We start from the raw sequence: 21144 nt of genomic DNA, 5'->3' as shown, positions 1-21144 counted from the left end.
CATTCTGTTTCATAATCTGCTGATTTTACTATCTTTTCCAAGAGAAACAAAAATATACATCTTTCTCAACGCAGAAAATCATATATTGGCATTGTATAATGTTAACATAGCCAAAAATAACCGTCAACGTTTTTTTGATTTTATGATATAATATCCTTTTTTCTTTTCTACAACCTCAACTTCAGAAAATACTTCTTCTAGTTTTTTTAGCGCAGACGGTGCACCTTGTTTCTTTTGAATAACAATCCAAAGTTCTCCACCTGGAACTAAATACTCCACAGCTTTTTCTAAAATCTCATGTACGATATCTTTACCCGCACGAATTGGAGGGTTAGATAGAATAGCAGCATACTTACCATCTACATTTTCATAGACGCTACTTTGAAAAATACGTATATTCTCGATTTTGTTATTAGCGGCGTTTTCTTTCGCAAGCCCAAGTGCCCTCTCATTCACATCCACCATGTGAACTTCACGACCTTGAAACTCTTTCGCTAACGACAAACCAATAGGACCGTATCCGCAACCTACGTCTAATATATTACCTTTAATATCTGGCATTTGAAACGCTTCAATTAAAAGACGGGAACCAAAGTCCACTTCGTTTTTCGAGAACACCCCATGGTCAGATAAGAAAGTAAATCGAGATCCACGAAGGGTAAACTCCCATCGCTTACGATCACTTTTACTAGAAGGGTCGTTAGAAAAATAATGGTCTGCCATATGGCCACCTCTTTTCTTTACAGTTAAAAAAAAAGCTCGCATGAGAGCGAGCTTTTTTTAAAGCATCAAAAGTTAATTACTTAACTTCTACAGCAGCGCCAACTTCTTCAAGTTTAGCTTTGATTTCTTCAGCTTCTTCTTTAGCAGCAGCTTCTTTGATTACTTTTGGAGTGTTGTCAACTAATTCTTTAGCTTCTTTTAAGCCAAGACCAGTGATTTCACGAACAACTTTGATAACTTTGATTTTTTGTGCACCAGCGCTAGTTAGTTCCACATCAAATTCAGTTTTCTCAGCAGCAGCTTCTCCAGCGCCACCAGCAACAGCTACAGGAGCAGCAGCAGTTACGCCGAATTCTTCCTCGATAGCTTTTACTAAGTCGTTAAGTTCTAATACAGTCATAGATTTAACTGCTTCAATGATTTGTTCTTTAGTCATTGTAAATATCCTCCCTTAAATAGGTTTGTATTGTTTTATCGATAATACGTAATTATCTTTTAAAAAATTAAGCGCCTTGCTCTTCCTTTTGGTCTGCAACTGCTTTAGTAGCAAGTGCAAGGTTACGGATTGGAGCTTGAAGAACGCTAAGAAGCATAGAAAGTAAGCCTTCACGTGATGGAAGAGTAGCGATTGCTTTAACCTCATCAAGTGTTACAAGTTTACCTTCGATTACGCCCGCTTTAATTTCTAAAGCTTCATGATCTTTAGCGAAGTCGTTTAATACTTTCGCAGGAGCAACTACATCCTCGTTACTGAACGCGATTGCGTTTGGTCCTGTTAAGAATTCATTTAACTCAGCCATTTCAGCAGATTCTGCAGCACGACGAGTTAGAGAGTTTTTGTAAACTTTGAACTCAACGCCAGCTTCACGTAATTGCTTACGTAATTCTGTTGCTTCAGAAACTGTTAAACCACGGTAGTCAACAACGATTGTAGATTTACTAGCGCGAAGTTTGTCCGCGATTTCAGTTACAACTTGTTGTTTAGTTTCGATTACTTTGCTCATGTTATTACACCTCCTGTAGATTATATAGAAGATGTACCGAAAGTGCACTAAAAACCTCCATGCCCAACTTGTAGACATGGAGGCATATAGTCACAGAAAAAAGATTCCGCTTCGTATATTAACACCTAGGTAGGAAATTAAGTCTATTGACACCTACTGTCTACGGTACACTAATTAAATTCACAACATAAATGATTATATTAAAACTTCTTTATGAAGTCAACTTCCAAAATTTACGCTAATGTAGAAACGTCTACACGTACGCCAGGTCCCATTGTAGAAGCAACTGTTACGTTCTTCATGTAAGTACCTTTTGCAGCAGCTGGCTTAACTTTTTGTAAAGTGTCAGCAATTGTTTTGAAGTTTTCTACTAATTTAGCATCTTCGAAAGATACTTTACCGATTGGAACGTGGATGTTACCAGCTTTATCAACGCGGTATTCAACTTTACCAGCTTTGATTTCGTTAACAGCTTTAGTTACATCGAAAGTAACTGTTCCAGTTTTAGGGTTTGGCATTAAACCTTTAGGTCCTAATACGCGACCAAGTTTACCAACTTCACCCATCATGTCAGGAGTTGCTACTACTACATCGAAATCGAACCAACCTTGTTGGATTTTACCGATGTAATCAGTATCGCCTACGAAGTCAGCTCCAGCAGCTTCAGCTTCTTTAGCTTTTTCACCTTTAGCAAATACTAATACACGTTGTACTTTACCAGTACCGTGTGGAAGAACAACTGCACCACGGATTTGTTGGTCAGCTTTCTTAGGGTCAACACCTAAACGGAATGCAGCTTCTACAGTTGCATCAAATTTAGCTGTGTTTGTTTTCTTTACTAATTCTACTGCTTCTGTCGCAGAGTAAGCAGCTGCACGATCAACAAGCTTTGCAGCTTCTACGTACTTTTTACCTCTTTTAGCCATTTTTATTTCCTCCTCGAATGTGGTTTTAGCGGAATAACCTCCCACGTTTACGCCTGTTTTCAGGTATAACCTGAGGATGAGCGCCATCCATTTATTTAAAAACGATAATCATTTACGATAATAAAGGTTGCGAATTGGAATTCCAGACCCGCAACCTTTTTTAAAAACAAATCGAATTAGTCTTCGATAACGATGCCCATACTGCGTGCAGTACCTTCAACCATACGCATTGCAGCTTCTACGCTAGCAGCGTTTAGGTCAGGCATTTTAGTTTCAGCGATTTCGCGTACTTTATCACGCTTAACAGTTGCCACTTTATTACGGTTTGGTTCACCAGAACCAGACTCAATACCAGCTACTTTCTTAAGAAGAACAGCAGCAGGAGGAGTTTTAGTAATGAAAGTGAATGAACGGTCCTCAAATACCGTAATTTCAACAGGGATGATAAGACCAGCTTGATCTGCTGTACGAGCGTTAAACTCTTTACAGAAGCCCATGATGTTAACACCTGCTTGTCCTAATGCTGGACCAACTGGTGGAGCTGGGTTAGCTTTACCTGCAGGAATTTGAAGCTTTACCATTTTAATTACCTTTTTAGCCACGAGACACACCTCCTTAAGTCCGTGATGTGGTCAATTGGACAGTGATTTGCCCTCCCACGTCATATTTTATCTGTAAGGATAAAATCTTTCAAAAAACGTCTCCGATAACGAAGACGTACTGACTTAAAAGATATTATCACTTTTTACAATTCATTTCAAGTTTCATTTTATAATTTTTCAATTTGATGGAAGTCAAGTTCAACTGGAGTCTCGCGACCAAACATGTCCACAAGCACGCTAACCTTTTTCTTCTCCACATCAATTTCTTCAATAGCACCTGTATAATCTGCGAATGGTCCCTCATTTACACGTACTGTCTCATGAAGTTCAAAGTCGAAATCAACCACTTCGTTATCCATTCCCATATGTTTCATAATGGTAACAACTTCCTCTTCTAATAGAGGTGATGGTTTAGATCCAGAACCAGAAGAACCAACGAACCCAGTTACACCCGGCGTGTTACGTACAACATACCAAGAGTCATCAGTCATGATTAATTCTACTAATACATAACCTGGGAACACTTTTCTTTTCATTAATTTTTCTTTTCCGTTTTTCATTTCTACTTCTACTTCTTCCGGGACAACAACACGGAAAATTTTATCTTGCATACCCATTGATTCTACACGTTTCTCTAGGTTTGCTTTTACTTTATTTTCATATCCAGAATAAGTATGGACAACATACCAACTTTTTTCCATTCATTTAGGACGAGCGTCCTTCCCTCCCTGACGTACATTTTTTTGCGCAAATGAAAAAACCCGTTCACCGGGCTTTTACACAGTTCTTATAAATAACATTATATCATGGATAAGTGCTTCTTATTCAAGAATTAACCAAGAATTAACCGAATTAAAGAAGAAATGCCCATATCAACTACTGCGAAGAAAATCGCAAAGAACACAACTGTAGCAACAACAGTCGCTGTTGAGCGGAGTAATTCATCTTTTTTAGGCCAACTTACTTTTTTCATTTCGCGACCTACATCGCCGAAAAAGTTCGTTAAACGCATCTGCGGGACCTCCAGTGTATTATTTCAATTATTTATTTTGTTTCCTTGTGAACTGTATGCTGATTGCATGTTTTACAAAACTTTTTTATTTCAAGTCGCTCTATTGAGCTCGTATCTTTCATAGTAGAGTAGTTTCGATTTTTACACTCTTCACATGAGAGTACAACTTTTTTCCTCATTAGTTACACCAACCTTGTAACATTATGTCCCTAAAAATGTATCATACAATAAAAGACAATGTCAATGACATGCATTTTGTACTCTCTACAAAAGAAAACAGGTGATTTATTTTACACCTGTAGCACTTGTTACTTCTTATGAATTTAAAGTTGTACTTTCTCTCATTTCCATATATCGTTCCAATTTCCTCTTTACTCTTTGTAAAGCGTTATCAATAGATTTCACATGCCTGTTTAACTGTTCTGAAATCTCTTGATAAGAACGACCATCTAAATATAAAGAAAGCACTTTCCTTTCTAAATCGCTTAATAATTCAGATATTTTTGATTCTATGTCTGTATATTCTTCCTGGCTAATGATCATCTCTTCAGGATCAGTCACCTTCGCTTCAGAAATAACATCCAATAACGTTCGATCAGATTCCTCATCGTAAATCGGCTTATCTAAAGACACATACGAATTTAAAGGAATATGTTTTTGTCTTGTTGCCGTTTTAATAGCGGTAATAATTTGTCGAGTGATACATAGTTCAGCAAATGCTTTGAATGAAGACAGCTTGTCCTCTTTATAATCACGAATTGCTTTAAACAACCCTATCATACCTTCTTGAACAATGTCTTCTCGATCGGCACCCACTAAAAAGTAAGATCTTGATTTCGCACGAACAAAGTTCTTATACTTGTGAATTAAATATTCTAGAGCGTCAGTATTACCTTTTCGAACTAACTCAACGATTGCCTCATCCTCTAAATCACGAAATGTAACGTCGCCTATACTTACGAAGCCTGCTTCCACCTTGATCCCTCCGACCGCTATTTATTTAGCAATATTATACAGTAAAAAGATAAAGAGCGTCAATGCTTCAACGCTCTCCTCTTCTTAATTTTTCTAATTTTTCTGTAATATCTTTACTAAATATCTTTCGCATGGCGGGCTGCTGTTCTTTCGTGTCTTTTGTGCGCCTTCTTACTTGTTGTTCCATCGCTTGTACTTCCAACTCTAATTCACGCGCAGATTTTCGAAGGGCACCTTGCCCAAATATAACCCATTGTTCTGTATAATCAGAAGTCGCAACATATATTTGTGTATTTATATTTCTAAGCTCTATCGCAAGTTGCTCTATCTTTTCGTCTGCAGTTTGATTCTTTCGTGTGAATATGACTTCTACACGAGATTGTTTCATCTTTTTTTCAATACCATGGACTGTATAGGCATCAAAGACTATCATCACTTTTGTACCTGTATAACCTTGATAATCCGCCATCTTATCAATAAGCGCATCTCTTGATGATTGTAAATCTACATCCCGCAGTTTCTTCAAATCTCCCCAAGCTCCGATAATGTTGTAACCGTCAACGATTAAAATATCGTTCATTTTTTATTTACCAATTTCGTGACGTTTACGATATACCTCATACATTAACAAACTTGCGGCTACTGAAGCATTTAAGGATGTAACTTTACCAACCATCGGTAAAGTGATTAAGAAATCACACTTTTCACCAATAATACGACTCATACCTTTTCCTTCACTACCAATTACTAACCCAATCGGCATTGTACCATCTAAATTACGGTAATCCGTTTTCCCTTTGGCATCTGTACCAGCAATCCAAAGTCCACGCTCTTTTAATTCATCAATTGTACGAGATAAGTTTGTTACGCGCGCAACAGGAATGTATTCAATCGCTCCTGTTGATGCTTTCGCAACTGATGCTGTAAGTCCCACAGCTCTTCTCTTCGGAATAATAATTCCATGAGCTCCTGTTGCATCAGCAGTACGCATAATAGAACCTAGGTTATGCGGATCTTCAATCTCATCTAAAATCAAGAAGAATGGATCTTCATTACGTTTTTCTGCCACTTTGAATAAATCTTCTAACTCTGCATACTGATATGCAGCTACTTGAGCAATTACACCTTGATGATTACCCTCAACTAATTGATCTAACTTTTTCTTTGGTGCATGTTGTAAAATAATCTTATTTTCTTTTGCTAACGCTAGTACAATTTGTACTTGTCCTTTGGCAGCACCTTCTGCGATCCAAATTTTATTAATATCTCTCCCTGATCTTAACGCTTCAATTACAGGGTTACGTCCGATAATATATTCACTAGTCATGATGATGTGCCCCCTTCCTTTTCTTCTAAAACTGCAATTGCCTTATATACAATTTCGTCTAATCTTTCACGATTATTTAATAAATGATGATAACCAATTAGCGCTTCAAAGGCTGTACTATGTCGATATGTTTGTACATCCGTATTTTTCGGAACTGTACCTGAATTTGCATTACGCCCTCTTCTTAATACCGCCTCTTCTTCCTCTGTCAAAAATGCCGTCTCTAATAAATGATAAACAACTTTCGCCTGTGCTTTTGCTGAAACAAAGCTCGTCCCTAAGCGGTGTAATTGATTAGGGCGAACTTTTCCTTTTTGAAGGAGGTGATAGCGGATATATTGTTCATATACCGCATCACCCATATACGCTAACGCCAAGCTGTTTAATTGCTTTGCATCGATCATCCTTATCCTCTTTTCCATCTTGTACCTTGAGCAGTATCTTCTAAAATAATATTACGTTCTTTTAAATCGTCACGAATTTGATCAGACAATGCAAAATCACGATTTTTACGAGCTTCAATGCGCTTTTGGATAAGCTCTTCAATTTCTTCATCCAGTAATTCTTCTTTTGATAATTCTAATCCCAAAATATCAAATAACGTTTCCAGTTGTTTTACGTATGCTTCAATCACAACTTTAGATGTATGCTCTTCAAGTAAATATTGATTTGCATGATTTGCTACGTTGTATAATTCGGTAATTGCATTTGCAGTGTTAAAGTCATCATTCATTGCCTCTTCAAATGCAGTCTGGAATTTCTCTATTTCAGCTAACCATTTCTCATTATGATCCGTTAAATCCGTACTACTCTCCATACGATGCTTTAAGTTTCCATAAGCTGTTTTAATTCTTTCCAGTCCATTATTCGTACTTTGTAATAACTCTTCACTAAAGTTAATCGGGTGACGATAGTGTACTGATAACATAAAGAATCTAATTAACTGCGGGTCGTATTGCTTAATAATATCGTGAACTAAAATAAAGTTACCAAGCGATTTAGACATCTTCTCATTGTTAATATTAATATATCCATTATGCATCCAGTAACGTGCAAACGTTTTTCCAGTCAATGCCTCTGACTGCGCAATTTCATTTTCATGATGTGGGAAAGCCAAGTCTTGACCACCAGCATGAATGTCAATTGTATCCCCTAAGTACTTACGCGCCATTGCTGAGCATTCAATATGCCATCCTGGACGTCCTTGCCCCCAAGGGCTTTCCCAGAAGATTTCTCCTTCTTTCGCAGCTTTCCATAAAGCAAAATCAAGAGGGTCTTGTTTCTTTTCCCCTACCTCAATACGAGCACCGTGACGTAAATCTGCGATTGGTTGATGTGATAATTTACCGTAACCTTCGAATTCCTTCGTCTTAAAGTACACATCACCCTCTGATTCATATGCATACCCTTTATTCACAAGTTCTTGAATAAATTCAATAATGATATCCATATTTTCTGTTACACGAGGATGGACTGTTGCGTGTTTGCAACCTAGTGCTGTTACATCTTCAAAGTACGCTTCAACAAAACGATCAGCAATTGTCGGTACATCTTCACCTAATTCATTTGCCGCTTTAATTAATTTATCATCTACATCCGTAAAGTTAGATACATATTGCACATCGTATCCTTTGTATTCTAAATAACGACGCACTGTATCGAATACCATAGGAGGCCTTGCATTCCCAATATGAATGTAGTTATAAACTGTAGGTCCGCATACATACATCTTTACCTTATTTTCTTCTAATGGAACAAACTCTTCTTTTTGACGTGTTAACGTATTATAAATGTGAATAGTCATTTTTATCCTTCCTTTCTACCTTTAATTCCAATTGTTTCTTCAATTTATCAAGTTCTACTTCCATAGCCTTTAATTTATCAAAAATCGGATCCGGAAGGTCAGAGTGATTTAATTCTTGACCAATCTTTACTCCATTTTGAATAACGACACGGCCAGGTATACCTACAACTGTAGAATGTGCAGGAACTTCTTTTAATACGACAGACCCTGCTCCGATTTTAGAATTCTCTCCCACAGTAATAGAACCAAGAACTTTAGCACCCGTCGCAATTAATACATTATCCTGAATTGTTGGATGCCTCTTTCCTTTTTCTTTTCCTGTACCACCTAATGTAACCCCTTGATAAATCGTTACATTATCACCAATTTCACAAGTTTCTCCGATTACAACTCCCATTCCATGATCTATGAAAAAACGTCGACCAATTGTTGCTCCTGGATGGATCTCAATGCCAGTAAAAAAGCGGCTCACTTGTGAAACAAAACGTGCAAGAAAGAAAAAATTTCTTTTATAAAAAGCATGTGCAATTCGATGGGCCCAAACTGCATGTAATCCAGAGTAAGTTAAAATGACTTCGAAATAACCTCTTGCCGCTGGATCCTGTTCAAAAACGACTTCAATATCTTCCCGAAGCCTCTTAAACATCGGTGTTCCCTCCCCTTTATGGGCTGCTTTTTTGTCGAGCGAACTAACTCCCCTAACTCATCACTTCTCCCCTAATTCTTTATATAAGGAGATAAATTCTATATTCATACCTATTTACACGGTATAAAAAAAAGGCGTCTCTGTCATATTGACAGAGACGCCTTTTAAGCGCGGTTCCACTCTGTTTAGGCTTAAAAAAGCCTCAAACTCATCCATGATAACGGTGTAAACCGCTTCTGCTTACTTTGCGGCCTAAGACATCCCACGAAGCAATTCGCTGTTCAGCAGAAGACTCGAAGGGGCATTTCAAAAATCCGCTTATAAACCACTCCCAGCCTAAAGGTGGTTCTCTCTGTAAAAAGCCTGATTTTCTACTTCTCCTTCTCGTCGCTTTTCCTTATTAGGTTTTAGGTATACTTATTATATTTCTAAACCTAGAAAATGTTAACCAATTACTTTTTGAAGACGATTTAAAACTTTTTCTTTTCCAAGAAGTGCAATAGCATTCGGAAGCTCTGGACCATGCGTTTGTCCTGTAGTTGCAACACGGATTGGCATAAATAAATTTTTACCTTTATGTCCTGTTTCCTTTTGAACTGCTTTAATCGCTGCCTTAATTGCTGCTGGCTCCATTGCTTCTAGAGCTTCTATTTGACCAGCAAATGCACGAAGTACTTCAGGTACTTGTTCACCATTTAATACTTCTTGTCCTTCTTCTTCATAATCAACATGATCTTTAAAGAACATTTCAGAAAGCTCTACAATTTCAGCTCCAAAACTCATTTGTTCATGGTATAAAGCAATTACATCACGAATCCAAGCTTGGTCTTGTTCGCTTAAAGTTTCTCCCACACGTCCAGCTTTCACTAAATGCGGTAAGCTTAACTCTACAACCGTATCTAAATCTTGCTTTTTCATATACTGGTTGTTCATCCATTTTAGTTTTTGAGAATCAAATAATGCAGGTGATTTTGATAAACGAGCTGCATCGAACATTTTGATAAACTCATCTTTAGAGAAGATTTCTTCTTCTCCTACCGGAGACCAACCTAGTAGTGCAATAAAGTTAAAGATTGCTTCTGGAAGATACCCAAGCTCTTTATATTGCTCAATAAATTGAATAATAGATTCATCACGCTTACTTAACTTTTTACGACTTTCATTAACAATTAGAGTCATATGACCGAATTGTGGAATATCCCAGCCGAAAGCTTCATAAATCATCATTTGTTTCGGTGTATTTGAAATATGATCATCACCACGAAGTACATGTGTAATTTCCATTAGATGATCATCTACTGCTACTGCAAAGTTATAAGTTGGAATTCCATCCTTTTTCACAATAACAAAATCACCGAAATCATTTGAATGGAACGCAACTTCATCTTTTACAATATCTTTGAATGTGTAGTCACGATCAGCTGGTACACGGAAACGAATACTTGGAATACGTCCCTCAGCTTCAAATTCTTTCACTTGTTCTTCAGTTAATTCACGGTGGTTACCTGCGTAACGAGGTGTTTCACCGCGAGCGATTTGTCCTTCACGCTCTGCTTCTAGCTCTTCTTCTGTCATATAACATTTATAAGCTAGACCACGCTCTAATAAATCTTCATATAATTTTTTATAAATATCTAAACGCTCTGTTTGGCGATATGGTCCAAATTCACCACCAACATCAACACCTTCATCCCAGTCCATACCGAGCCATTTCAAGTATTTTAATTGGCTTTCTTCTCCACCAGCCACGTTACGTTTTACATCAGTATCTTCAATACGAATAATAAATTTGCCATCTAAATGACGAGCAAATAAATAATTAAATAATGCCGTACGCGCATTTCCGATATGTAAGTGTCCTGTTGGACTTGGCGCGTAGCGCACTCTCACTTGCTTTTCCATAATTGGTACACCTTCCATTCTTAATGTCAACACATTCTATAATTGTACACCAAAAAAATGTGATTATCCATCTTACGAATTAAAAACCATTATTTTTTCTGTAATAAAACAACCGCTTGAGAAGCAATCCCTTCTTCTCTACCTGTAAATCCTAATTTTTCTGTTGTTGTTGCCTTTACATTAATGTTATCGATAGACGTTTCTAACAGTTCACTAATGCGCTTACGCATACTCTCAATATGTGGTGCCATTTTTGGTTTTTGAGCAATAATTGTACAATCTAAATTTCCTAACTCGTAACCTTGTTCACGCACAAATTCCCAAACTTTTTGTAACAATACAGCTGAATCTGCATCTTTAAAAGCTGGGTCTGTATCAGGAAAATGCTTTCCGATATCTCCTGCTGCAATCGCACCTAAACATGCATCAGCAATCGTATGTAACAATACATCTGCATCTGAATGGCCGATTAATCCTTTCTCGTGTGGAATTGTAATTCCACCGATAATCAACGGGCGCCCTTCCGCAAATTCATGTACATCAAAACCTTGTCCAATTCGAAACATCCTTACTTCCTCCTTAAGCTAAACTACTGAGCTTTATGACTCTATATTATATCGCTATCCTTATAAAGAAAAGCCCGGCTGTTGCCGAGCTTTTCTTTATTAACACGTCATCAATGTTATTTCTTTTGAACACGTAGGAAACTTTCAGCAATTAATAGATCTTCCGGAGTCGTCACTTTAATATTATAGTAACTCCCCTCTACTACACCTACTTGCTTCCCAACACGTTCTACGAGACTTGCATCATCTGTGCCAAGAAAACAACTTTGCTTTGCGCTTCTATGAGCTTCTAGCAAAAGAGAAACAGAGAATCCTTGTGGTGTTTGTACAGCGTTAAGTTGAGATCGCTCTACCGTTTCTACAACAACACCCTGCTCTACTTTCTTAACAGTATCTTTTACTGGCACTGCACAAATGGAAGCTCCATATTTTTCTGCTGCAGTTAATACATCGCGAATCACTTTATTCGTTACGAACGGGCGCGCCCCGTCATGCACAAGAACATATTCGACACCACTCGCATACTGAAGTGCGTTATAGACGCTATCTTGTCTTTCGGCTCCACCCTGAATGAATTGTACGTGCTTTTCAATCTGGTACTTCTGCATTAACTCTTCAAAATACGGGCGTTCTTCTTCGTTAATTGCCATAATAATACTTTTGCACGCTTTATCTTTTTCAAAAGCACGCAATGTGTGCACAATAATTGGTACTTCATCTATAAGTAAAAATAACTTATTTTTACCAGCACCCATTCGTTTTCCTTGGCCCGCTGCCGGAATAATTAATGTATACATATTAATAATCCTCTACTTATAATGCTTTTTCTAGCAATTTACGTTTTGCGAAAATCATACGACCAGCCGATGTTTGTAATACGCTAGTAACAAGTACGTCAAGTTGTGAACCCACATACTCTCTACCATCTTCTACTACAATCATCGTACCATCATCTAAGTATGCAACACCTTGATTTTGTTCTTTACCATCTTTCACAACATAAACACTTAATTCTTCACCAGGGAGTACGACTGGTTTAATCGCATTAGCTAAATCATTAATGTTTAACACCGTAACCCCTTGTAATTCAGAAACTTTGTTTAAATTGAAATCGTTTGTTACTACAGTTCCACCAGTGATTTTTGCCAACTTTACAAGCTTGCTATCTACTTCTTGGATATCATCGAAATCGCCTTCATAAATTTCTACCGGAATTGGCATCTCCTTTTGAATACGATTTAAAATGTCTAGCCCTCTGCGGCCACGATTACGCTTTAAAGCATCTGAAGAATCGGCAATATGCTGAAGCTCTTCTAATACGAATTGCGGAATGACAATTGTTCCTTCTAAAAACTTTGTTTGGCAAATATCTGCAATACGTCCGTCAATAATTACACTCGTATCGAGAATTTTCCAATGAGTCGTAGATTTTTCTGCTTCGACCTCTACCTCTTCATTCTCACTATTGTTTTTCTTCTTACCTCCGCGTTGGGGTAATGTAAATAATCCTAGCAATTCATTCCTCTTTTTAAATCCTACTTGGAATCCTAAATATCCAAGTAAAAGGGTGAAGAACACTTGCAACACCGTACTAATAACTGGAATTGTAAATTCACGAATTGGTATCAAAATTAAATATGCAACAATAAGACCAGAGATTAATCCTAATGTACCAAATAAAACATCTGCTACAGGCGCCTTTACAAGAGCCTCTTCAATATGCTTAATAAGTTGAACAATATAATCTACAAGCCAAAATGTTGTTAAAAATAAAATAATTGCACCAATAATTGCACGAACATACGATCCTTCCAACAAAGGAACCGCACCGATATCTAATACATTAATAATTTTTGGGATTAAGTAAATCCCTAACGCTCCCCCGATCACTAAAAAGAAGAGCTGTACAATCCGTTTTAACATCCAACCACCTCCTACTCATTATTAACCATTGTTTCGCTAATCAAAACGCCGAATGCAAAAGCGGACGTGTTTTTTTGTAAATAGTTTTATTTACCAATATATCATATCATATACCAAAAATGTTCTAGTGTCGTTATATTATAGAATCAATGTAATATTCTTAATTGTGTCTACTCATATAGAGATGCTCTTGAATTCTTTTTAGACCTTCTCGTATTTTCTTCGCTCTCACTTCTCCAATTCCTTCCACATCATCCAATTCATTAATAGTTGCTCGGCAAACACCTTGCAATGTTTTAAATCGATTAATTAAATTCTCGATAATAAGTGGCGGAACACGAGAAATCTTGCTTGTGATTCGGTACCCTCTAGGTGTCACACTTTCTTCTAAACTTGTTTGTCCTGGATAGCCAAGCAATTTAACTAAATCACTATCCTCTAAAAGTTGTGTATTTGCAAGATCTTGTAACTTTTTCAAGATTTGATGATGGTCTTGTGTTTTCTCCTGGTGATAATCTTTAATTAACAATGCTGCCTCTGCCTCTAAATCAGCTAGTAATTCTGTAAGCTGTAAACGAATTAACCTACCTTCTGTTCCTAACTCATGAATATAGCTCAATATTTCATTTTTAATACGCAGCACCATTTCAACACTATGTAAAACGTGAACCACCTCGGACATTGTAACGACCTCTTCAAATTCTAGAATACCCAAATTCGTAATGCCGTCATTCCATACAGCCTTATATTTTTCTAGCGTTTGAATTGCTTGATTTGCCTTCGTTAAAATGACACCTATATCTTTTAATGTATAACGTAAGTTCCCTTGATATAGCGTAATTACATTACGTCTTTGTGAAATGGCCACAACAAGGCTGCCCGTCTGCTTTGCTACACGCTCTGCTGTTCGGTGACGCATACCTGTTTCAATAGAATCAATAGATGAATCTGGAACTAACTGTGCGTTTGCAATTAAAATTTTACTTCCAGTTTCATTTAAAATAAGTGCTCCATCCATTTTTGCTAATTCATATAAACTAGCAGGAGAGAATGCGCAATTAATATGAAAACCACCATCAACAATGCTTTTAATCTGCTCATTATACCCAAGAACAATTAGTCCCCCCGTTTGTGCGCGAAGTACATTATCTATCCCTTCGCGCAGTGGTGTTCCTGGGGCCACGAGCTGTAAAATGTTAATCATACTTTTGACACGTTGCTTATTTTCTTCCATAGCCTAGCCTCCTAATGTCAAACGAAGCGCTTCTCCCAAATTAGAAACACCTACAACCTCAATCCCCTCTGGAATTGTCCATCCCCCTAAATTTTTTCTAGGAATGATAGCACGTTGAAATCCTAATTTAGCTGCTTCTTGTACACGTTGTTCAATTCTTGATACTCTTCTTATTTCTCCAGTTAATCCAACTTCTCCTATTACCGCATCAGTTGGTGCCGTAGATTTATCTCTAAAACTTGAAGCTATACTTAAGGCGACAGCTAAATCAATTGCCGGTTCGTCTAATTTCAAACCACCAGCTACTTTTAAATACGCATCTTGATTTTGTAATAGTAAACCTGTTCTTTTCTCTAGTACCGCCATAATAAGCGAGACACGATTATGATCAATTCCTGTCGCCATTCTTCGAGGATTTCCAAAACTAGTAGGGGAAATTAATGCCTGTATTTCTACTAAAACTGGTCTTGTTCCTTCCATTGAGGCAACTACTGTTGAACCTGCAACTCCAACTGGTCTTTCCTCAAGGAAAATTTCAGAAGGATTTAAGACTTCTGCAAGGCCAAGTTCTTTCATTTCAAAGATACCCATTTCATTCGTAGAACCAAAACGATTCTTTACAGCTCGTAAAATACGATATGTATGGTGTCGATCTCCTTCAAAGTAAAGAACTGCATCGACCATATGTTCTAGCATACGCGGTCCCGCAATTGCACCTTCTTTTGTCACATGTCCTACGATGAAAATTGGGATTCCCTTTGTTTTTGCAAGTTTCATTAATTCTGCTGTACATTCACGTACTTGCGCCACACTACCAGGAGCTGATGTTACCTCAGGTAAATGTATCGTTTGAATAGAATCAATAACAACAAAAGCAGGATTCATCTCTTCAATATGTGCTGCAATACGCTGTAAATCTGTCTCTGATACAACAAATAGATTACTACCATTTACATGTAAACGATCTGCACGAAGTTTAATCTGCTTTGCTGACTCCTCACCTGATATATACAATACATCATATGAAGCATCTGCTAATTGCGAGGAAATCTGTAATAATAACGTTGATTTTCCAATCCCAGGGTCCCCACCAATAAGTACTAAAGATCCATCTACAATTCCGCCACCTAGTACACGGTTAAACTCTTGAAATTTTGTTTCAATACGTGCCTCAGACTTTGTTTCTACTTCTGTAAGACGTCTTGGTTTTGTTACTTCTGTTTGAATTGCATTTGCATAATTTAGGCGTCTGGATGATACAACGGGTTCCATCTCTTCAACAAGCGAATTCCATTGACCACACCCTGGACATTTACCCATATATTTTGGTGATTGATAACCACACTCTTGACATGTGAATTTTGTTTTCTTTTTAGCCATATCTTTTTATATTTCACTTCGCTTTCATCTATAAACATTTGACCTTCTCGTACAAGAAAGAGGGCTATCTCGTAGCCCTCTTAGTTTGTCTATACTTATTTTACCTTTTCAGCACTATGAATGACAAATGTTTCCCCTTCTACATCAAAGATAACTTTTTGACCTTTCTCAATAGCACCTTTTAAAAGTTCTTCCGATAGTCTATCTTCTACATGCTTCTGAATTGCTCTACGTAGTGGACGAGCACCATATTCACGATCAAACCCTTTATCAGCAATAGCTGCAATCGCTCCTTCTGTTAAGTGCAATTCAATTTCTTGTTCTTTTAAGCGATTCACTAACTGATTTACCATAAGAGTCACAATTTCTTGAATATGTTTTTTCTCAAGCATATGGAATACGATAATTTCATCAATACGGTTTAAGAATTCTGGACGAAATGCCTTTTTCAGCTCATCCATTACTTTACCTTTCATATCCGAATAATCACGGCTTTCATCTTGTACGTTAAATCCAAGATGTTTGTTACGTTTTAACGCCTCAGCACCAACGTTAGACGTCATAATAACAATCGTATTACGGAAATCAACTGTACGTCCTTTAGAATCAGTTAAACGACCATCTTCCAATACCTGTAGTAGAATATTAAATACATCAGGATGTGCCTTCTCTACTTCATCTAATAGGACAACTGAATAAGGCTTACGACGAACCTTCTCTGTTAATTGTCCGCCTTCTTCATACCCAACATATCCTGGAGGAGAACCAACTAAGCGAGAAGTTGAATGTTTCTCCATATACTCAGACATATCAATGCGAATCATTGCATCCTCATCACCGAACATAGATTCTGCCAATGCTCTTGCTAATTCTGTTTTACCTACACCTGTTGGCCCTAAGAAAATAAATGAACCAATTGGACGTTTCGGATCTTTCAATCCTGCTCTTGCACGACGAACAGCTTTCGCTACAGCCACTACAGCTTCATCCTGACCGATGACACGATCATGAAGAATGGATTCTAAGTTTAATAATTTATCAGTCTCTGTTTGTGCAAGTTTAGAAACAGGGATACGTGTCCATGTAGAAACGACATTTGCAATATCTTCTACCGTAACCTCTGAATTTTCTTTTCCTTGTTGTTCTTTCCACTGACGTTTTGTATCTTCCAATTTCTCACGTAAGCGTTGTTCCATATCACGTAAGGAAGCAGCCTTTTCAAACTCTTGACTTTGTACAGCCGCATCTTTTTCTTTTCGAATTTCCTCAAGCTTCACTTCAAGCTCTTTTAAGTTTGGTGGTGTTGTATAAGAACGCAAGCGAACTTTTGAAGCAGCTTCATCAATTAAATCAATTGCTTTATCTGGTAAGAAACGATCCGTAATATAACGATCTGAAAGTTTTACAGCTGCATCAATTGCATCATCTGTAATAGACACACGGTGATGCGCCTCATAACGATCGCGTAATCCTTTCAAGATTTGAGTTGATTCTTCTAGACTCGGCTCATCAACATGAATTGGCTGGAAACGTCTCTCTAAAGCTGCATCCTTTTCAATATATTTACGATACTCATCTAAAGTTGTCGCACCAATACATTGTAATTCTCCGCGTGCTAAAGATGGTTTTAAAATATTCGATGCATCGATTGCACCTTCTGCTCCACCTGCACCGATTAATGTATGAAGTTCATCAATAAATAGAATAATATTCCCTGCTTGACGTATTTCATCCATTACTTTCTTTAAACGATCTTCAAACTCACCACGATATTTCGTCCCAGCTACCACTGTTCCCATATCTAGTGTCATAACACGCTTATCTCTTAACGTTTCAGGAACTTCATTATTTACGATTTGCTGTGCTAACCCTTCAGCAATTGCTGTTTTACCTACACCAGGCTCTCCAATTAACACTGGATTGTTTTTTGTTCTACGGCTTAACACTTCAATTACACGTTGAATTTCTTTACTACGTCCAATAACAGGATCCAAACGATTCTCACGTGCAACAACTGTTAAGTCGCGCGCTAAACTGTCTAGTGTCGGTGTATTTGCATTTGTCGATGAACCACCTTGGTGACCTGAACTTGCTTCGTTACTTCCAAGAAGTTGTAACACTTGTTGTCTTGCTTTGTTGAGGCTTACACCTAAATTATTTAATACACGTGCCGCTACACCTTCACCTTCACGGATTAAGCCAAGTAAAATATGTTCTGTTCCAACATAAGAATGTCCTAGCTTACGCGCTTCATCCATAGACAATTCAATAACTTTTTTAGCACGAGGTGTATAATGTACAGTTTGAGAAGCTTCTGTTCCACGTCCAATTAACGCTTCTACCTCTTTTTGCACTTTCTCCGGGCTCAATCCAAGAGCAATTAACGCTTTTGCTGCAATTCCTTCACCTTCGCGTACAAGCCCAAGTAAAATATGTTCTGTTCCAATGTTATTATGCCCAATGCGAATTGCTTCCTCTTGAGATAAAGCTAATACTTTCTGTGCTCTTTCTGTAAATCTTCCAAACATCATAGAAATCGCCTCCTACTTGCGCTTAGTTTTTTTCAATACGTAATCGCTCACGGATTAAGGTTGCTCTTCGATAATCTCTTTCTTCTGGTCCTAAAGGTCCTCCTGCATATTGTTGTAAAATACCAGGTTGCGTAAGAACCATTAGCTCAGTCAAAATATTTCTCGATATACCTTTTATATATCCTAGATCAATACCGAGTCGTACATCCGATAAGCAAGTTGCCGCTTCTGCAGATTGAATTAAACGACTGTTTGCTAGTATACCGTAAGAACGATAAACCTTATCTTCAAGCTCAATGCTCGAATTTTGTACAATTAATTCTCTGGCCAATTTTTCTTGTTGTATAATTTGCTGCATGACACTCTTTAAATCTGCAATAATATCTTCTTCGGATTTCCCTAACGTCATTTGATTTGATACTTGAAATATATTACCTAACGCTTCGCTACCTTCACCGTATATTCCTCTTACTACTAAACCTAATTTTTGAATTACTTGTATAATACGGCTAATTCTTTTTGTTAAAACCAGCCCTGGTAAATGAATCATTACAGAAGCTCTTAATCCTGTACCAACGTTAGTAGGACAACTCGTAATATATCCAAGTGATTCATCAAAAGCATATTCAACCTCTTTCTCAATCCAATTATCTATTTGATTGGCGCTTTGAAGCGCCTTTGATAACTGTAGTCCTGGAAATAGGCACTGAATCCTAATGTGGTCTTCCTCATTAAGCATCACACTAATGTGTTCGCTTTCTGATAACAGACATGCTCCATATTCGGTCCCTGCTAGATTTGGACTAATTAAATGCTTTTCGACTAAAACTCGCCTTTGAAGAGGAGTTAGTTCATTCATTTTTAATAGTCCAAACTTCCCAAAGGGCTCTACCGCTTTATTTATAAATTTCTTTTTAAATAATTCTTGAACCTTTTGAGCTTCCTCTTCGTTTTGCATAGTAGAAAATTGATATTGCTTAAAATTACGAGCCAAACGAATTCGACTACTTAAAACAATATCAGAATCAGGGCCATCCCCCTTCATCCATGGACTAATCGCTTCATTCATAATTTTGTCCAGTGACATAGAACTACTCCCCCTCTCTATGCTCACTAAGCTGAGTTTCAAGCCCTCGAATCTCATCTCTTACCTCAGCAGCTTTCTCAAACTCCTCATTCTGTACATATTGTTTCAGAATAAGTTTTAGTTCATCTAATTCTTTCTTTAAGTGGATATTTCCTTCCATTCGTTCCGGAATTTTTCCACAATGTTCTGTATGTCCACCATGAAGTCGCTTTAACAATGGGTTTAAGTGTCCTTTAAATGTATCGTAACAAGAAGCACAACCAAAGCGTCCCACTTTTGTAAAATGTTCATATGTCATCTTACAATCTGGACATCTTACTGTATTTGTATTTGAAAACCCGTTTTTTCCTTCTCCAAACATTGTTGATTCACCGTGTAATAAACCAGCAAATACATCATGAAATGAAAAGTTAGACTGTGATGATTGAAAGAAAGACGTATAGCCACTTTGCTCCGCACATTGCTCACAAAGATGAACTTCCGCCTTCTTCTCGTTGATTACTTTTGTATAATGTAAAGTTGCTGGTCTTATATTACAGTTTTGACAAGTCATCAATATCCCCACCTTTACAACAGGAACGATCTACCTCATGATACTTTTCATACATTACTAGATTGTCCTCTTTCCTTAATCCACTCAGATAAAAGTACATGCTCTTTTTCAAAACTTCTACAATATTTAACTGCCCTATCTTAATTATCATTCTTTTACAAAAGCTGTATTTATTTATATTTCAGTGTTCTTAACATTGCGCATAATATTCGAGCCCTAAGTTCATCTCGAGAAGGAATATCCATTGATAATACAGAACGATCTAGTACACTTAACATTAATTTTGCTTCACGGCCTGTTATGATTCCCTCTTCTAATAAACGTATAATCATACTCTCTGCATTCCCTTGTGCAACGCTATGATCAATCATATGAAGCATTTGATCAATAATGTCTATATCATCATGCAGTTTGACTTTTATAATGCGAATGTAACCTCCTCCACCACGTTTACTTTCTACTACAAATCCTCTTTCTAATGTAAAACGGGTATTGATTACATAATTGATTTGAGATGGTACGCACTCGAATCGATCCGCAATCTCATTTCTTTTGATTTCAATCACATTATTATTACTTAAGTCAATAACTTGCTTTAGATATTGCTCAATGATATCAGATATATTTCTCATTTATCCGCCACCTTTATTGACTTTGACTATCTTTGACTTTAATTATATACGTATTAATAAAATTTGCAACTCTTTTGCTTATTCACTATCCTAGCCACATTCCCCTGCATTTAATCAAAATAGTAATTATTTAAGCATATTTTTTTAATTACTATGGATTATAAAAGAAAACACGAAAAAACACGAGTCATTTGACTCGTGTTTAGTTGCTTGGCGACGTCCTACTCTCACAGGGACAAGGTCCCAACTACCATCGGCGCTAGAGAGCTTAACTTCCGTGTTCGGTATGGGAACGGGTGTGACCTCTCTGCCATCAT

24 protein-coding genes, 1 rRNA gene and 2 other annotated features are annotated in these 21144 nt (G+C 37.3%); all 25 genes read right to left on the bottom strand.

Going from position 1 to position 21144, the window contains the following annotated elements; all coding sequences use genetic code 11:
• Nucleotides 1-123: 123 nt before the first annotated feature.
• Nucleotides 124-723, bottom strand: coding sequence for a class I SAM-dependent methyltransferase (locus ACTFO4_RS27635; protein ID WP_332285384.1), 600 nt, complete (start codon nucleotides 721-723; stop codon nucleotides 124-126).
• A gap of 76 nt (nucleotides 724-799) precedes the next feature.
• The gene (rplL, locus tag ACTFO4_RS27630; protein ID WP_000159736.1) at nucleotides 800-1159 is read right to left on the bottom strand and encodes a 50S ribosomal protein L7/L12; all 360 of its coding nucleotides are present in this window, start codon (nucleotides 1157-1159) and stop codon (nucleotides 800-802) included.
• Between the two features lie 67 nt (nucleotides 1160-1226).
• Nucleotides 1227-1727, bottom strand: coding sequence for a 50S ribosomal protein L10 (rplJ, locus tag ACTFO4_RS27625; RefSeq protein WP_000048716.1), 501 nt, complete (start codon nucleotides 1725-1727; stop codon nucleotides 1227-1229).
• A gap of 39 nt (nucleotides 1728-1766) precedes the next feature.
• Nucleotides 1767-1911: a sequence feature (ribosomal protein L10 leader region), on the bottom strand.
• Nucleotides 1912-1960: 49 nt separating this feature from the next.
• Entirely contained in the window at nucleotides 1961-2653 is a 693-nt protein-coding gene (gene rplA, locus ACTFO4_RS27620; protein WP_001987630.1) for a 50S ribosomal protein L1, read from the bottom strand.
• 176 nt (nucleotides 2654-2829) lie between these two features.
• Nucleotides 2830-3255 carry a 50S ribosomal protein L11 gene (gene rplK / locus ACTFO4_RS27615; protein WP_001085872.1) on the bottom strand — a complete coding sequence of 142 codons (426 nt, stop codon included), beginning with the start codon at nucleotides 3253-3255 and terminating at the stop codon, nucleotides 2830-2832.
• Between the two features lie 167 nt (nucleotides 3256-3422).
• Entirely contained in the window at nucleotides 3423-3956 is a 534-nt protein-coding gene (gene nusG, locus ACTFO4_RS27610; RefSeq protein WP_000415794.1) for a transcription termination/antitermination protein NusG, read from the bottom strand.
• A gap of 131 nt (nucleotides 3957-4087) precedes the next feature.
• On the bottom strand, nucleotides 4088-4267 hold the full coding sequence (secE, locus tag ACTFO4_RS27605) for a preprotein translocase subunit SecE (protein WP_001241323.1): 180 nt from the start codon (nucleotides 4265-4267) through the stop codon (nucleotides 4088-4090).
• A 32-nt stretch (nucleotides 4268-4299) separates the two neighbouring features.
• Nucleotides 4300-4446 carry a 50S ribosomal protein L33 gene (gene rpmG, locus ACTFO4_RS27600; protein WP_014481927.1) on the bottom strand — a complete coding sequence of 49 codons (147 nt, stop codon included), beginning with the start codon at nucleotides 4444-4446 and terminating at the stop codon, nucleotides 4300-4302.
• Between the two features lie 136 nt (nucleotides 4447-4582).
• On the bottom strand, nucleotides 4583-5242 hold the full coding sequence (locus ACTFO4_RS27595) for an RNA polymerase sporulation sigma factor SigH (protein WP_000387193.1): 660 nt from the start codon (nucleotides 5240-5242) through the stop codon (nucleotides 4583-4585).
• 67 nt (nucleotides 5243-5309) lie between these two features.
• Entirely contained in the window at nucleotides 5310-5822 is a 513-nt protein-coding gene (locus ACTFO4_RS27590; protein WP_000997886.1) for an NYN domain-containing protein, read from the bottom strand.
• A gap of 3 nt (nucleotides 5823-5825) precedes the next feature.
• On the bottom strand, nucleotides 5826-6569 hold the full coding sequence (rlmB, locus tag ACTFO4_RS27585; protein ID WP_000200237.1) for a 23S rRNA (guanosine(2251)-2'-O)-methyltransferase RlmB: 744 nt from the start codon (nucleotides 6567-6569) through the stop codon (nucleotides 5826-5828).
• A complete protein-coding gene (locus ACTFO4_RS27580; protein ID WP_000564261.1) occupies nucleotides 6566-6973 on the bottom strand; it encodes a Mini-ribonuclease 3 in 408 nt (135 codons plus the stop codon). The genes rlmB and ACTFO4_RS27580 overlap by 4 nt, the downstream gene beginning before the upstream one ends.
• 2 nt (nucleotides 6974-6975) lie before the next feature.
• Nucleotides 6976-8373, bottom strand: a complete 1398-nt coding sequence (cysS, locus tag ACTFO4_RS27575) for a cysteine--tRNA ligase (RefSeq protein WP_000152276.1) — start codon at nucleotides 8371-8373, stop codon at nucleotides 6976-6978.
• Nucleotides 8354-9019: a serine O-acetyltransferase gene (gene cysE / locus ACTFO4_RS27570; protein ID WP_000476497.1), complete on the bottom strand. Its 666-nt coding sequence runs from the start codon at nucleotides 9017-9019 to the stop codon at nucleotides 8354-8356. The genes cysS and cysE overlap by 20 nt, the downstream gene beginning before the upstream one ends.
• A 150-nt stretch (nucleotides 9020-9169) precedes the next feature.
• Nucleotides 9170-9416, bottom strand: a binding site (T-box leader).
• Between the two features lie 47 nt (nucleotides 9417-9463).
• Nucleotides 9464-10921 (bottom strand): glutamate--tRNA ligase, encoded by a 1458-nt coding sequence (gltX, locus tag ACTFO4_RS27565; protein ID WP_000415143.1) that lies wholly within the window; start codon nucleotides 10919-10921, stop codon nucleotides 9464-9466.
• An 89-nt stretch (nucleotides 10922-11010) separates the two neighbouring features.
• Nucleotides 11011-11487, bottom strand: coding sequence for a 2-C-methyl-D-erythritol 2,4-cyclodiphosphate synthase (ispF, locus tag ACTFO4_RS27560; protein ID WP_000488386.1), 477 nt, complete (start codon nucleotides 11485-11487; stop codon nucleotides 11011-11013).
• A 116-nt stretch (nucleotides 11488-11603) separates the two neighbouring features.
• Nucleotides 11604-12284 (bottom strand): 2-C-methyl-D-erythritol 4-phosphate cytidylyltransferase, encoded by a 681-nt coding sequence (gene ispD, locus ACTFO4_RS27555; RefSeq protein WP_000288284.1) that lies wholly within the window; start codon nucleotides 12282-12284, stop codon nucleotides 11604-11606.
• A gap of 16 nt (nucleotides 12285-12300) precedes the next feature.
• Nucleotides 12301-13410: a PIN/TRAM domain-containing protein gene (locus ACTFO4_RS27550; RefSeq protein WP_000919677.1), complete on the bottom strand. Its 1110-nt coding sequence runs from the start codon at nucleotides 13408-13410 to the stop codon at nucleotides 12301-12303.
• Nucleotides 13411-13570: 160 nt separating this feature from the next.
• A complete protein-coding gene (gene disA / locus ACTFO4_RS27545) occupies nucleotides 13571-14644 on the bottom strand; it encodes a DNA integrity scanning diadenylate cyclase DisA (protein ID WP_000392163.1) in 1074 nt (357 codons plus the stop codon).
• A gap of 3 nt (nucleotides 14645-14647) precedes the next feature.
• Nucleotides 14648-16024 carry a DNA repair protein RadA gene (gene radA, locus ACTFO4_RS27540; protein WP_001085202.1) on the bottom strand — a complete coding sequence of 459 codons (1377 nt, stop codon included), beginning with the start codon at nucleotides 16022-16024 and terminating at the stop codon, nucleotides 14648-14650.
• A gap of 95 nt (nucleotides 16025-16119) precedes the next feature.
• Nucleotides 16120-18555, bottom strand: a complete 2436-nt coding sequence (gene clpC / locus ACTFO4_RS27535; protein ID WP_000971183.1) for an ATP-dependent protease ATP-binding subunit ClpC — start codon at nucleotides 18553-18555, stop codon at nucleotides 16120-16122.
• Between the two features lie 22 nt (nucleotides 18556-18577).
• A complete protein-coding gene (locus tag ACTFO4_RS27530) occupies nucleotides 18578-19642 on the bottom strand; it encodes a protein arginine kinase (protein ID WP_000050842.1) in 1065 nt (354 codons plus the stop codon).
• Between the two features lie 4 nt (nucleotides 19643-19646).
• A complete protein-coding gene (locus ACTFO4_RS27525) occupies nucleotides 19647-20195 on the bottom strand; it encodes a UvrB/UvrC motif-containing protein (protein ID WP_000128399.1) in 549 nt (182 codons plus the stop codon).
• A gap of 170 nt (nucleotides 20196-20365) precedes the next feature.
• Entirely contained in the window at nucleotides 20366-20827 is a 462-nt protein-coding gene (ctsR, locus tag ACTFO4_RS27520; protein WP_001244565.1) for a transcriptional regulator CtsR, read from the bottom strand.
• Nucleotides 20828-21035: 208 nt separating this feature from the next.
• Nucleotides 21036-21144: ribosomal RNA gene (gene rrf / locus ACTFO4_RS27515) — 5S ribosomal RNA — on the bottom strand; the annotation flags it as partial.

The organism is Bacillus cereus group sp. MYBKT14-1 (assembly GCF_051915185.1).
GTDB classification, from domain to species: domain Bacteria; phylum Bacillota; class Bacilli; order Bacillales; family Bacillaceae_G; genus Bacillus_A; species Bacillus_A cereus.
Note: the sequence above shows the minus strand (reverse complement) of the source record. Positions and strands in the feature narration are given on the sequence as shown.